This is a genomic window from Brachybacterium sp. 107, assembly GCF_052379725.1.
In the GTDB taxonomy this organism is placed as follows: domain Bacteria; phylum Actinomycetota; class Actinomycetes; order Actinomycetales; family Dermabacteraceae; genus Brachybacterium.
Genome location: NZ_JBQSYW010000010.1, coordinates 39,037 through 52,185 on the forward strand (window position 1 = coordinate 39,037; position 13,149 = coordinate 52,185).

The window sequence follows — 13,149 nt, forward strand, 5'->3', positions numbered from 1 at the left end:
GGAACAGTGGGCTCGGCGTCGCGGATCGACCAGTGCCGACGGCCCTGAGGCATGTGGGACGGGCATGGCGGTGCCGCTGACGTGGGCTTTCGCCGGTCTCGACGCCGGAGGTCCCGATGCGGTCACGAGGTGGCGCCCGTCGGCCGCGAGGACGGAGCGTGCGCGCCTCCTTGACAAAAGATCGAACGCACGTTCGACTGTGCGGTATGCGATGGAGTGGACAGGCGATCGACGACGAGCAGCGCTCCCAGGCCCTCCTCGGGATGAAGGGACTGGTGCGCAGCGTGCGCACTCCCGAGTTCCAGGGCGTCACCTTCCACGAGGTGACGGCGAAATCTGCGCTGAACCGGGTGCCCGCCTCGAGCTCGATGCCGTTCCAGTGGAGCGTCAATCCGTATCGCGGCTGCTCCCACGCCTGCGTCTACTGCTTCGCCCGCAGCACGCACACCTATCTCGACCTCGACGCGGGCGCCGACTTCGATCAGCAGGTCATCGTGAAGGTCAACGTCGCCGAGGTGCTGCGCGCCGAGCTCGCCAAGCGCTCCTGGAGCCGCGAACTCGTGGCACTGGGCACCAACACCGATCCGTATCAGCGCGCCGAAGGGCGCTACGGGCTCATGCCCGGGATCATCTCCGCCCTCGCCGACAGCGGCACGCCGATCTCGATCCTCACCAAGGGCACCCTGCTGCGGCGGGACCTCCCGCTCCTGACGACGGCCGCGCAGCGGGTCCCGGTGGACCTCTCGATGTCGATCGCCGTCTTCGACGACGACCTGCAGAAGGCGATCGAGCCGGGCACCCCGACCACCGCCGCGCGGCTCGCGACCGTGCGCGCCGCGGCCGACGCCGGCTTCCGCGTCACCGTGTTCCTCATGCCGATCATGCCGTGGCTGACCGACTCCGACGCCCAGCTCGACGAAGCCCTCGCGCAGATCGCCGCGGCTGGTGCGGAGCGCGTCGTCTTCGGGGCGCTGCACCTGCGGCCGGGCGCGAAGGAGTGGTTCCTCCAGTGGATCGAGCGGGAGCATCCCGAGCTCGCCACCGGATATCAGCGCTTCTACGGCCGGGAGTCCTATGCACCGGCGAGCTATCGCAAGAACCTGTCCCAGCGGGTGCGGCCGCTGCTGCAGCGCCACGGCCTGGACATCCACGAGGACGAGGACCAGCCCGAGCAACGACGGGCCGCCGCTGGCAGAGCCGCCCGGGCCGGCAGGGTGCGGCCCGCCCCGGCCGCACTCGACCTGGTCCCGCAGCCGTCACTGTTCTGACGAGCACGGCTGTGCGGAGAGGCGCGGCTGTGCTGAGTGGTGCGACTGTTCGGAATCTAGCGGATGCAGAAATGCCCCCACCAGCAGGTGAGGGGCATTTCTTCGGCGGAGGATAGGGGATTTGAACCCCTGAGGGCGTTAACCCAACACGCGTTCCAGGCGTGCGCCATAGGCCGCTAGGCGAATCCTCCAGCGCTCGTAAGAGCAGGCATCAGCGTACCCGACACCCAGGGGTGGTGCGAACCGAGCGGGCGCAGGTCACACTCGCTCCTATTCAGGGCTCCAGCTCCTTGAGCTCGACCAGTCGCAGGTCGTACTGATCTGTGCCCAGGGCGGTACGCAGCGGCGCCTCGTGGGACGAGCCGACGACGAACAGCACCCGTCCGCTGGGGACGGCACCCGTCGCCGACCGCAGGCGCGCCGCGATCGCCAGGTTCCTCGCGCGCCAGTTCGCCAGCATCACCCGTCGCAGCCGCGGGGTGCCCTCTCCGCCCACGAGGCGCTCCGAGCTCTCCAGACGTTCGGTCGTGGCCCGCACGTCATCCGATGCGTAGAACCGCCATTGAGCCCAGAGATCCTCCACGAGATGCGGTGGAGCGACAGCCTCCGCGAGCAGACCGGAGATCTCCTCCTTGTAGCCCAGGAGCTCCGCCTCGAATCCCTCGGGCAGCGGGTCGATGTTCTCGACACCGGCATGGTCGTCAACGTGCGCGACGTAAGAATGGCCGAGCTTTCGAGCAATGTGCGCGCCGATCGAGATGGTCTCCCGGCGTCGGCCCGCGAGATCGTCGAGGAACTTCCTGACCGGCTCATCGAGGTTCGCAACCTGGTACGGAAGCAGTAGAGCATTGATCGGCTCGCGGGCCCGGATCCAGGCGAGCACCCGGTCTGTCAGCGAGCTGTCGGGTGAACAAGCCTCTTGCTGCGCGACCCAGAGATCGCTCGGCGGCGAGCTCAGCAGAGCGGCACCGCATCGGGCGTCGATCGCCCCGCCGACCTGGAAGTCAGCGAACGTCCCGCCGCGCTGCTCGTACTCGACGACGAGGTTCCCCGGCAGGGCCTCGATCGCCACCAGGTTCGGTCGCCAGGCGGCCAAGCGCTCGCGTGCACGAGCCACTGCAGGCTCCGGTGTGCTCGCAGACAGGTGCGCGGTCGGGACGATCAGTAGTTCCGTGCTCAGCGGGGGAGAGGACATCGTCGACCTTTCTGTGCTGGAGGCATGGTCCAGGCTATCGAGCGGCGCCCTCCGCCAGCTCAGATCTCGTACTCGAGGAGCTGGTGGTACGTGCGGTTGCGATAGACCAGCGGCTCGTCGTTCGCGATCTCTGCGCGGTCCGCGGCGACGATCACGAGATGGCTGCCGCCGGCGGGGACGCGCTGCAGGATCCGGCCGCTGATCCACCCCGCGGTGCCGTCCAGCACGGGCTCCCCGGTGGGGAGATGGTGCCAGGCGACCTGTGCGAACCGGTCGATGCCGGAGGTCGCGAACACGGTGGAGACCTGACGTTGGTTCGCGGCCAGCAGGTTCACCGTCACCGTCTCGGCCTGGCTGAGCGCCGGCCACGAGGACGACGTGTCGTTGATGGAGAACGCGAGCACGGCGGGCTGCGCGGACACGGAGATCACGGACGTCGCCGTGAATCCGAGGGGTCGGGTCCCGTTGGTCAGCGTGACGACGGCGACACCGGCGGGATGGCGACGGAAGAGGTCGGCGAAGGTCTCCCGGTCCAGGGCGCCATCGGCTTTGGTGGGACTATCGGTGAAGGTCGTGGGGTCAGACGGCATGGACTGCCCTCCTCGAAGGGATTCGGTCTGGGACTCCTGGGTCCTATGGAGACTTTCGGGTGACGATAGCGAACATAGGGGCCGTGCTGTTCTGCCGCCAGAATTGTGACGGCGGAAGACCTGTTCGGCAGCGGGCGATCACGATCCTTGGGCCCCGGAACTCCGCCTCTGCCTCCGCCTCGATTATCGCGATGACGTCCGTGCGACACGGATTCCCGAGGTCGGTGGGCAGCACCCCGATCAGCCCGCTGCCGCCTGCCCGGCGGAGTTCCCTGCATTGCTGGGAGCCGGGCCGGTAGCTGAGCTCCTGGACGGCGGCCATGGCGCCGGTGCGCACCGGTACTTCCACCCCTCACCGGCGAATCTGAAGTGTTTCAGATGTCGAGCCGACGGTGAGGCGAGCGGTTCACCTCTACCGCTGAGTCGCCGACTCGTCCGGCGTCTCCGGCGCCTCTGGTGTCCCGGGCGTCTCCTGTGCTCCTTAGGTTCCCTGAGTTCCCTGAGTTCCCTGAGTTCCCTGAGTTCCCTGAGTTCCCTGAGTTCCCTGAGTTCCCTGAGTTCCCTGAGTTCCCTGAGTTCCCTGAGTTCCCTGAGTTCCCTGAGTTCCCTGAGTTCCCTGGGCTGCCTGATCTCCCGGCGTGCCCGGCGACGTCCCGCGTGCCATCAGCCGCGTGGCGAGGAACGGGAACACCAGCACGGTGACAGCTCCGCCGGTGACCATGATCGAGGCCATGGTGGTGGTGATCAGCCCGGAGGACGCGGCGACCTGGGTGACGGCGACGATGATCGGCAGGCCCGTCGCCGCGTACAGGCTCAGAGCGCCCCGCTCACGCGGCGTCCCCAGGCCTGAATGGGTGGTCGTGAAGGTCTCGCGCAGGAACACCGGGAGCCCGCGGACCAGCGCGATCACGGCGACGAAGCCGAGCAGCAGCGGCCACTGCGCGAGGACCGCAGCGAGGTCGATGCTCATCCCGCTGGTGACGAAGAAGACCGGGATGAGCAGGCTGAACCCGACGATCTCGATCTTGTGCATGACCTCGTCGGCATGGGTCGGCGAGGCGGACCGGAGAGCGGCGTTCAGCAGCAGCCCGGCTGCGAACGCCCCGAGGGCGACGTCGAGCTCGAGGACGGCGGTGAGCAGCATCAAGGAGATCAGCACCCAGACGGTCACCCGCAGCGTCGTCTGCATCGTCGAGTTCGACGCCGCGGCGAAGGCTCTCCCGAGCAGTGGGATGCGGCGGAAGAACCGCCCGGGGATCGCCACCGTCAGCACGGCGAGGACGGCGAAGAGCAGCAGGATCAGCGCCGCCTGCCAGGTGCCGCGGGTGGAGAGCAGCAAGGACATCGCCACGATCGGCAGCAGCTCCCCGAAGGCGCCATGGACCATGGTGGACCGTCCCAGCGGCGAGTTCATCACGCCCGAGTCCTTGAGGATCGGCAGCAGGGTTCCCAGCGCTGTCGAGGTCGACGCGATGCCGAAGACGACCGCGGTGTGCCAGTCGCCCTGGAGAATCAGGAAGCCCGCCCCGATTCCCAGCAGTGCGCAGAGAGCCCAGGTCAGAGCGGCGTGACGGCCCTGCTTGCCGCGCATGTCCGAGGTGTTGACCTCGAAGCCCGCGAGCAGGAAGAGGAAGCCGATGCCGAGCTCGCGGAGGAACTCGACGGATTCAGTCTGCTCGGCGAGCCCCAGCGCGTAAGGGCCGATGAGCACCCCCAAGCCGAGCAGCCAGACCACGTCCGGGATGGTGCGCCGGGTGACCAGCGCGAGGAGCGGCGCGAGGACCGCCGCCAGCGCGATCCACCACATGGACAGCAGATTGTCGACCAGCATGTGCGCCTCGGCCATGGGCGGTGTCCTTCGTCCGACGTCGAGTGGATTTCCATGACCATTGTCGGTCAGAAAACGAGGGGGCGACACCGGGGACGCCGAGCCCTCGCCCGCCTCGCTGCCGAGTTCGCTCCGCTGCCGAGTTCGCGCTGCTGCCCCCGAGCTCCCTTGCCCCGGACCGCTTCGCTGCTCTATCCACCCATTGGTCCCTGAGGACCTGTTGCGGTGCTTCTTATAGGTCCTCAGCGGCCAATGGTGGAGGTGGCAGCGAAGGCGTGCCCGCCAGCGGGCCGTGACCAGGCCGGGAGCGCGGTCGGGGGCCGGGTCGTGGTCGGGGCCGGCTGAGAGCGCGCCCGGTCGCTCCCTTCCAGTTGCTCACCGGCGGGGCCGGAGCGCCGGCGGCGAGGACGCTGCGGCGCAGGGCGCTGAGGAATCGGGAGGGGCGGCGGATGTCGGCCGCTGTCAGCCGTCGGAGCGTCCACCCGGCGGATTCCAAGGAGTCACGCCGAGCATGCTCCTCGCGCCATGCCTGTTTGCTGCGGTGGATGTCGCCGTCGTACTCGACGCCGATCAGCAGCGATGCGTAGGCGTTGTCGATGCGCCGGGTGGTTCCGGAATCCGGGTCGGGGACGCGGAGATTCGGAGTCGGCTCGGGGAACCCGGCCCGGAGGACGAGGAGGCGTGTCCGGGTCTCTCCCGGGGACTCGGCCCCTTCCCGCGCGTCGGCGAGAGCACTGGTCAAAGCGCGGAAGCCGGGGCGGCCCCGGAACGGTTCGAAGGCTTGCCGCATGGCCTCCCGACTGGTCGGGCCGAAGGCGCTGTGGGGCCCCAGGAAGTGGTCCAGGGCGATCACCACCTCGTCGTGTTCGAGGGTCGTGGCGAGCTCGAGCAGGAGATCGGGCGGAGCTGAGAGGACGAGACCGTTCCACCTGCGGGTTCTGCCCACTGTCAGGCGATGGACCGTGACGTGCTGCCCGGCCTTGGCACGGGGCCCCGGAGGAATACGGCAATGCAGGTGGGGGAGGCGAAGCTCCAGAGCGGGGTGGTTGGGGCCGTCGAGGCAGAGGTCCGCGAGCGGCGGCGCGTCCGGATCGTTCCGTGGGGCGAGCAGACTGAGCCGGTGCCGGCCGTCCTGCGGATCGCGCAACTTGACGAGGAGACCGACCCCGTTGTCGGCGTCGACCGGGACCGGGACTCCGTACAGCACGGCAGCCGTGGTGTGGCTGAGTACGGCGCCCGGGACCACGGTCCTCTGCAGGGAGGCGGCCACTGCCTGGAAGGACGCTGGGGCACGGCGCGGGGTGAGCAGTCCGGGCAGCGGACGGACGAACTCGTAGCTGCTCAGGCGATTCGTCGAGACGCCCAGCTCGCGCCAGCGACTGCGGGGCAGCAGGACCTGGTCGGGGAGCGGGGTCGCACGCATGCGGCGACCGTAGGGGTCATGCAGTGCCTGCTCCGACGCGGATCCATCCTTGTGGAAGGGCGGCCTGTGGGGAGGAACGGTGCCGACCCCGCGGGCACGGTCCGCGGGGACGCTCGCGGCATGGCGGGAGGGGAGGGCCGCCGAGTGGTCCCTGAGGACCTATCGCGGTGCCTCGGACAGGTCCTCAGGGGCCACTCGGCGCATGCTGACGGCGCATGCTGGCAAGGCAAGGCAAGGCAAGGCAAGGCAAGGCAAGGCAAGGCAAGGCGGAGCGGGGCGGCGCAAGGCCGCAGTGGCCCCGACCCCGCCCCCGCCCCCGCCCCCGCCGGGCAGGGTCAGACGTCCTTCTCGGGGTGTCGGACGATGTTGACGATGGCGGCGACGAGGCCGCCCCAGACGGCGATGATCGCGATGGACATCATGACGATTGCAGAGACAGACATGGTCACTCCTTGCTGAGGGGGATCGACGAGATCGACGAGATCGACGAGGCTGACGAGGTCGACAAGATCGATGGGGCCGACGAGGTCGACGAGATCGACGGGGTCAGTGGTGCAGACGAAGTCAGTGGTGCCGACGGGATCGGGTGCGGGGCGGCGGTCACCATTCGGCGGACCGCAGCTCGTGGGGAGTGGTCGCCTCGGGCGTGGAGACCAGGCCCCTGCCGGCCACGGCTGCGGGGGCGATCGGGTCGCCGTCGGAGTCGTCCTTGTAGATGTTCGAGCCGGCGGGCCACGGGATCAGCGAGAGCCCGATCGCGATGACCAGCAGGCCGATCGCCATCAGCCAGCCGAACACGACCACGAACCAGCTCGGATATTCCCCGTAGATGGTCGGAGCGGTGAGCAGGTCGATGGTGCTGAGCACCAGCGAGGCGCCCAGGACGATCGGGGCGATGCCGCCGACGCACACGATCCACCAGGTGCGGATCGGGAAGGTGCCCTTGACGTTGAGGTGGTCGCGCAGCGTGGGCAGGCCTCTGACCACGTAGGTGACGATGATCGTGGAGACCAGGGCAGCCGCGACGATGCCGTATTCGTTGACCCACTTGTCCAGCACGTCCAGCAGCGGCAGCCCCATCGTGGTCGAGAACAGGACGATGGAGACCACTGCCAGCGGGAGGCACACCCACAGCGTCGCGGGGATGCGGGCGAAGCCGAACTTGTCCTGGATCGCGGCGATGACCACCTCGACGATTGAGATCAGGGAGGTGAAGCCCGCCAGGACGAGGGATCCGAAGAACAGCACGCCGATCAGGGCCCCGGCCGGAGCCTCGCTGATGATCGTCGGGAAGGCGATGAACGCGAGGCCCACGCCGTCCGTCACGACCTCGTCGATCGCCACGCCCTGCGCCTGCGCCATGAAGCCCAGCGCGGAGAACACGCCGATCCCGGCGAGGATCTCGAAGCTCGAGTTCGCGAAGCCGACCACCAGGCCGGAGCCGGTGAGGTCCGTCTTCTTCTTCAGGTACGAGGAGTACGTGAGCATGATGCCGAAGGCGACGGACAGCGAGAAGAAGATCTGGCCGTAGGCCGCGATCCACACCTTCGCGTCCAGCAGTGCCCCCCAGTTGGGCTTGAACAGGGCGTCGAGGCCGTCGATCGCCCCCGGGAGGAACAGCGAGCGCACCACCAGGATCACGAACATCAGCACCAGCAGCGGGATGAACACGACGGAGCTGGCGGAGATGCCCTTCTGCACGCCGAGCGCCATCACCACGATGACGGCGAGCCACACCACGATCATGGAGATCAGCACCGCCGGGACCACGTCGAAGGAGAGCGTCACGTCGGCACCGCCGAGCGCCTGCGTGAACTCGCCGAAGAAGCCCTCCGCGTCGTCGCCCCAGCGCTGGTCGAAGGAGAAGATCGTGTAGTTCGTGGCCCAGGCCAGGATCAGGGCGTAGTACAGGGCGATGATCAGCGCGATCAGCACCTGCCACCAGCCGATGAACTCGGTCCAGCGCCTGAAGCGACGCCACGCCATCGGCGCGGAGCCGCGCCAGCGGTGGCCGATCGCGTAGTCGAGGAACAGCAGGGGGATGCCGGCGCTGAGCAGGGCGATGAGGTACGGCAGGATGAACGCGCCGCCGCCGTTCTCGTAGGCCACCGCGGGGAAGCGCCAGATGTTGCCGAGGCCCACTGCGGAGCCGATGGCCGCGAAGATGAACGCGGTGCGGCCGGTGAAGGCCCCGCGGTCGGCGCTCGAGGCCGTCGTGGCAGGGGAGGGGGATGGTGCGCTCACAGGTGTCGCCTCCGAATGATTGCGTGCGCCGAGGAGTGATGGCTGGGTGGGGCGTGCGGGATGGGGACGGGCAGGGGCGTACCCGGCGCGATGCCGGGACGGCGCACGGTCGGCGGGTCTCGCGCCCGTGCGAAGGCCGGAGATGCGCGAGCGGTGGGGTGGGCGACCGTGCATCGTGCACGGATGATACTCGTCCGCCAGGTCGTGCGGTGGCGCACGGCCCGCCACCTCGCCGAGGTGAGCGGGCCGTATGCCGATGCAGGACGCTGCGGCCCTGCAGGTGGTGAGGTCTGCCGGTGGTGGGGTCAGTCGGCGGGAGGCGGCGGCGGAGTGGGTGCCCCGGCCGGGGGCGCGACCCGCGGGTAGCGCCCGGAGCCGACGCCCGCAGGTGAGGCGGAGCCGGCGTCCGTCGGCCCGTTGCCCGGGGCGCCTGCCCCGGCACCTGCCCCGGCGGCTGCACCGACCGCGGCGCGAGCAGGCGACGGATCCCAGCCGGCGTCGACCACGCGGCGCTGCATGAGGATGGCGCCGCCGAGGATCACCGCGCCGACCACGACCAGCAGGATGATGCCGGGCAGCACACCGGTGCGCGCCGAGTAGCCGATGAGGATGCCGAACCAGCCGAAGTCGGTGTCACCGAAGGTGGTGTTCGCCGAGCCGAAGGAGCCCAGCACCTTCAGCAGCAGCGCCGGCAGGAAGGTGACCAGCAGGCCGTTGACGAAACCGCCGGCGACCGCGCCGCGTCGGCCGCCGGTCGCATTGCCGTAGACGCCCGCCGCGCCGCCGGTGAAGAAGTGCGGCACCAGGCCGGGCAGGATCAGGGCCAGCCCGAGCACCGGGCCCAGCCACACGCCGAGGACCAGCAGGCCCACGAGGCCGCCGGCGAAGCTCGAGAGGAAGCCGATCAGCACGGCGTTCTGCGCGTACGGGAACACGATCGGGGCATCCAGTGCCGGGATCGCGCCGGGCACCACCTTCGCGGCGATGCCCTGGAAGGCGGGCACCAGCTCGCCGAGGATCGTGCGCACGCCGAAGAGGATCACGGCCACGGCGATGCCGAACTGGAGGCCCTGGGTCACGGACTGCATGAGGTAGTTGCCGACGTCGGTCGCGCCGCCCTCGAAGGCGTCGAAGGCGGTGGCCTGGCCGGCGCGCACCAGGTAGACGACGGCGACGACGAGGTACATGAGCACCATCGACAGGGCGGTGGCGACCATCGAGTCGCGCAGGAAGCGCAGGGATTCGGGGACCTTGAGGTCCTCGGTGGAGCGGCTGCGGCCCTTGGGGTCCACGAGGCGGCCGACGGATCCCGCGGCGATGTATCCCGCGGTGCCGAAGTGGCCGATCGCGATCGAATCGTCCCCGGTGATGCGGCGGGTCCAGGGCTGGGAGAGGGCCGGCAGGGACACCATGAGGATGCCCAGCAGCAGCGCGCCGAGGACCACGACGACCACGGTGGGCATGCCGGCCGAGGCCATGACCACCGTGATCAGGGTGGCCATGAACAGCAGGTGGTGGCCGGTGAGGAACACATAGCGCAGCGGGGTGAAACGGGCCAGCAGGATCGCGACGAGGAAGCCGAGGATCATCAGCCACGCCACCTGGGCGCCGAACTTCTCCTGGGCGATCCCGGCGATGGCCTCGTTGGTGGGGACCACGCCCTGGGCACCGAGAGCGCCCTGGATCATGACGCCCAGCGGTTCGAGGGAGGCGGCGACGAGGGTGGCGCCGGCGCCGAGCAGCAGGACGCCGAGGACGGCCTTGAGGGCGCCGCCGGCCACCTGCCCGGCGGACTTGCGCAGGGCGACCAGACCGATCGCGGTGATGATGCCGATGAGATAGGCGGGGACGCTGAGGACCTCGTTGACGAGGAACTCGGCGATCGAGACGAGCACATTCATGGTCTTGCTCCGTGGGGTGGGAGAGAAGGGGAAGCGGGGGCGGGGAGAGCCGGCGGTGCGCCGAGCTCAGAGGGCCGGGCTCGAATGGCCGAGCTCAGTGGGTCGGGCTCAGACGGCGTAGACGCGCCGCAGCACGGCGTCGATCTCCACCTGGGAGGTGAAGTTCTCGATGATCTCGACCGGGACGCCGACGTCGCCCAGGGTGTCCGCGATGGCGCCGGAGGTGAGGATGACGTCCGCCTCCTTCGCCCGGCCCTTCGCGGAGATCGTGTCGGTGGCCTGGATGTCGAGGTAGGAGGACCAGCCCCAGCGGTCCAGGACCTGCTCCGCGGTGTTCTTGAGGAAGAGGCTGGTGCCCAGCCCGTTCCCGCACACCGTGAGGATCAGGTTCTTCGAGGGGACCGCGTCGGGATCCACGGCGGCCGCCGAACCCGCTGCGGCCGATGAGCCCGCTGCGGCCGATGAGCCCGCTGCGGCCGACGAGCCTGCTGCCGCTGCAGGAGCCGCGCCGGAGCGGCTGGTTCCGCCGGAATCCTCGGCGCCTTCGGAGCCGTCGGACCTGTCAGACCCGTCGGACGTGCCAGACCCGTCGGACGTGCCAGACCCGTCGGCCCCGTCGGCCCCGAGGGCGGCGAGCACCTCCGCCGGAGTCGACGCCGTATCCAGCGCGCGGCGTCCCTCCGGATCGGCGAGCACGCCGGCCAGGGCGGCGAGCGCCGCCTGGTGGGCGGAGGCGTCCGCAGCGGCGAGCGCCATCACCAGGGTGACGGGGTCGTTGGCCTGGTTCCCGAACGGGATCGGCTCGGCCAGGCGCACGAACGACAGCGCCGTGCGCAGCACCGACTCGTCGGGGCGGGCATGGGCGAGCGCGAAGCCGGGCGCGATGACGATGTAGGGGCCGTGCTCCTCGACCGTGCGGATCATCGCGTCGGTGTAGGAGCTCGTGGTGGCGTCGACGGAGACCAGCAGGTCCCCGGACCGGCGGATCGCTGCGCGCCAGTCCTGCGCCGGAGCGTCGAGGAGGATGGCGGAGGGGTCGACCAGATCGCTGAGCTGTGACATGGGGGAGCTTCTTCGGGTGAGGGAGGAGGTGCCGCAGATGCGGACGTTCGAGCGTACGCCGCACGAGCGTCGCAGTGCGCGCACCAGGAGGTGCAAGAGCCGTCTCGGAAGCGCACCTCACACGTGAGGAAACACCGCGCAATATGCACGGGCTCCTGCCGCCCGGTGCCTATTGTCGTCGGCATGTCTACTCAGTCGGCTCCGCACCCCGAGTCCTCACGCCCGGAGTCCCAGCACACCGAGGTGTCCACCGCCTACCTCCGTCAGCTCGATGACGAGCGGGAAGCGGCGATGCGCACCGCGACCCATCCGGGCTCGTCGTTCGACGGGGCGAACAGCGCCCTGCACGATCGGCTCGAGGAGCTCGTCGCGGCCGACGGCTCCGAGATGATCGACCTCATGCTCGATCTCGCCGAGCACCCCGAGGTCGCCTTCGAGGAGCACCGTTCGGCGCGCGCCATCGTCGACGTCCTCGCCGCGCACGGCATCGAGGCGCAGCTGGGCGTGCACGGCCTGGACACCGCGATCCGGGCGGAGATCTCGGGGACCGAGGTGGGGAGCGGGGCCGCGAGCGGCGAGGCCGACGGGACGGGCGGGCCGACGCTCGCGATCCTCTCCGAGTACGACGCGCTGCCCGGCGTGGGCCACGGCTGCGGCCACAACGTCATCGCCGTCATGGGACTGGGCGCGTTCCTGGCCCTGGCGGCGCTCGCGAAGGCCGACCCGTCGGCCGTGCCCGGACGGGTCGTGTTCCTCGGGACCCCTGCCGAGGAGGGCCACACCGGCAAGGAGTACATGGCACGGGAAGGTGCCTTCGAGGGCCTGGACGCCGCCGTGATGGCCCACCCCTACGGCTATGACCTGGCCGATCAGACCTGGCTGGGGCGTCGGACCCTCACCGTCGAGTACCACGGGCACACCGCCCACGCCTCCGCGCAGCCGTTCATGGGCCGCAACGCCCTGGACGCCGCGAACCTCATGTACCAGGGGATCGGGCTGATGCGGCAGCAGACCCCGCCGTCGGACCGCATCCACGCCGTGATCCGCGAGGGCGGCGAGCGCGCGAGCGTCGTGCCGGACTACGCGAAGCTCGATCTGTACGTGCGCTCGCAGCGCCCCGAGACCCTCAAGGACCTCTCGACGCGGGTCGACGACGTGGCCCGCGGCGCCGCCCTCATGGCCGGCGTGGGCGTGACCGTGAGCTGGGACGAGCACCCGCCGTCGCTGCCGGTGCGCACCAACGAGGCCCTCACCGGGCGCTGGGTCCAGGCGCAGCGCCGCCGCGGCCGCGATCCGCTGCCCTTCGGCGTGGTCTCCCCGATCCTCGCGGCCTCCACCGACTTCGGCAACGTCAGCTACCGCGTGCCCGGGATCCACCCGGTGATCCGGATCGCCCCGCCCGAGGTCGCCCTCCACACCCGCGAGTTCGCGACCTGGGCCGTCTCGAAGGACGCCCGGTCCGCGGCGGCCGACGGGGCCTACGGCCTGGCCGCGACCGTGCTCGACGCCCTCCACGACCCGCAGCTGGCCACGGCTATGGCCACCGAGTTCGAGGAGGCCGGCGGCGCGATCGACGTGCCGTCGTTCTTCGACTGACCGGCCCCTCGGCCAGCATCCCGCCCCGCCCCTCCACCTGCC

Annotated in this window: 10 protein-coding genes and 1 tRNA gene; 2 read left to right on the forward strand and 9 right to left on the reverse strand. The window is 70.0% G+C overall.

Going from position 1 to position 13,149, the window contains the following annotated elements:
* The first annotated feature begins 206 nt into the window (after positions 1-206).
* Positions 207-1,268 carry an Rv2578c family radical SAM protein gene (locus ACT3UL_RS12090; protein ID WP_444578478.1) on the forward strand — a complete coding sequence of 354 codons (1,062 nt, stop codon included), beginning with the start codon at positions 207-209 and terminating at the stop codon, positions 1,266-1,268.
* Between the two features lie 106 nt (positions 1,269-1,374).
* Here the strand turns inward: ACT3UL_RS12090 and ACT3UL_RS12095 are convergent.
* The 9 genes from ACT3UL_RS12095 to ACT3UL_RS12135 form a co-directional block, all read right to left on the reverse strand.
* Positions 1,375-1,459: transfer RNA gene (locus tag ACT3UL_RS12095), tRNA-Ser, on the reverse strand.
* 83 nt (positions 1,460-1,542) lie between these two features.
* On the reverse strand, positions 1,543-2,385 hold the full coding sequence (locus ACT3UL_RS12100; protein ID WP_444578479.1) for a DUF5694 domain-containing protein: 843 nt from the start codon (positions 2,383-2,385) through the stop codon (positions 1,543-1,545).
* 137 nt (positions 2,386-2,522) lie between these two features.
* Complete coding sequence (locus tag ACT3UL_RS12105; protein ID WP_444578480.1) at positions 2,523-3,053, reverse strand: flavin reductase family protein; 531 nt, start codon at positions 3,051-3,053, stop codon at positions 2,523-2,525.
* Positions 3,054-3,534: 481 nt separating this feature from the next.
* The gene (locus ACT3UL_RS12110; RefSeq protein ID WP_444578481.1) at positions 3,535-4,899 is read right to left on the reverse strand and encodes a cation:proton antiporter; all 1,365 of its coding nucleotides are present in this window, start codon (positions 4,897-4,899) and stop codon (positions 3,535-3,537) included.
* A 214-nt stretch (positions 4,900-5,113) separates the two neighbouring features.
* Positions 5,114-6,304, reverse strand: a complete 1,191-nt coding sequence (locus ACT3UL_RS12115; RefSeq protein ID WP_444578482.1) for a hypothetical protein — start codon at positions 6,302-6,304, stop codon at positions 5,114-5,116.
* A gap of 335 nt (positions 6,305-6,639) precedes the next feature.
* Positions 6,640-6,747: a methionine/alanine import family NSS transporter small subunit gene (locus ACT3UL_RS12120; RefSeq protein WP_444578484.1), complete on the reverse strand. Its 108-nt coding sequence runs from the start codon at positions 6,745-6,747 to the stop codon at positions 6,640-6,642.
* A gap of 157 nt (positions 6,748-6,904) precedes the next feature.
* A complete protein-coding gene (locus ACT3UL_RS12125; RefSeq protein WP_444578486.1) occupies positions 6,905-8,548 on the reverse strand; it encodes a sodium-dependent transporter in 1,644 nt (547 codons plus the stop codon).
* A 305-nt stretch (positions 8,549-8,853) separates the two neighbouring features.
* Positions 8,854-10,449 (reverse strand): PTS ascorbate transporter subunit IIC, encoded by a 1,596-nt coding sequence (locus ACT3UL_RS12130; protein ID WP_444578488.1) that lies wholly within the window; start codon positions 10,447-10,449, stop codon positions 8,854-8,856.
* 108 nt (positions 10,450-10,557) lie between these two features.
* Positions 10,558-11,511: a PTS sugar transporter subunit IIA gene (locus ACT3UL_RS12135; protein ID WP_444578489.1), complete on the reverse strand. Its 954-nt coding sequence runs from the start codon at positions 11,509-11,511 to the stop codon at positions 10,558-10,560.
* 183 nt (positions 11,512-11,694) lie between these two features.
* On the opposite strand from ACT3UL_RS12135, the gene ACT3UL_RS12140 reads away from it, so the two are divergent.
* Positions 11,695-13,107: a M20 family metallopeptidase gene (locus ACT3UL_RS12140; protein ID WP_444578490.1), complete on the forward strand. Its 1,413-nt coding sequence runs from the start codon at positions 11,695-11,697 to the stop codon at positions 13,105-13,107.
* The last annotated feature ends 42 nt before the right edge of the window (positions 13,108-13,149 follow it).

What these genes read in the sequence shown, in the direction of transcription:
- ACT3UL_RS12130 (WP_444578488.1), bottom strand. Translation starts at nt 10,449, where the DNA reads ATGAATGTGCTCGTCTCGATCGCCGAGTTCCTCGTCAACGAGGTCCTC.
- ACT3UL_RS12105 (WP_444578480.1), bottom strand. Translation starts at nt 3,053, where the DNA reads ATGCCGTCTGACCCCACGACCTTCACCGATAGTCCCACCAAAGCCGAT.
- ACT3UL_RS12140 (WP_444578490.1), top strand. Translation starts at nt 11,695, where the DNA reads ATGTCTACTCAGTCGGCTCCGCACCCCGAGTCCTCACGCCCGGAGTCC.
- ACT3UL_RS12135 (WP_444578489.1), bottom strand. Translation starts at nt 11,511, where the DNA reads ATGTCACAGCTCAGCGATCTGGTCGACCCCTCCGCCATCCTCCTCGAC.
- ACT3UL_RS12120 (WP_444578484.1), bottom strand. Translation starts at nt 6,747, where the DNA reads ATGTCTGTCTCTGCAATCGTCATGATGTCCATCGCGATCATCGCCGTC.
- ACT3UL_RS12115 (WP_444578482.1), bottom strand. Translation starts at nt 6,304, where the DNA reads ATGCGTGCGACCCCGCTCCCCGACCAGGTCCTGCTGCCCCGCAGTCGC.
- ACT3UL_RS12090 (WP_444578478.1), top strand. Translation starts at nt 207, where the DNA reads ATGCGATGGAGTGGACAGGCGATCGACGACGAGCAGCGCTCCCAGGCC.
- ACT3UL_RS12110 (WP_444578481.1), bottom strand. Translation starts at nt 4,899, where the DNA reads ATGGCCGAGGCGCACATGCTGGTCGACAATCTGCTGTCCATGTGGTGG.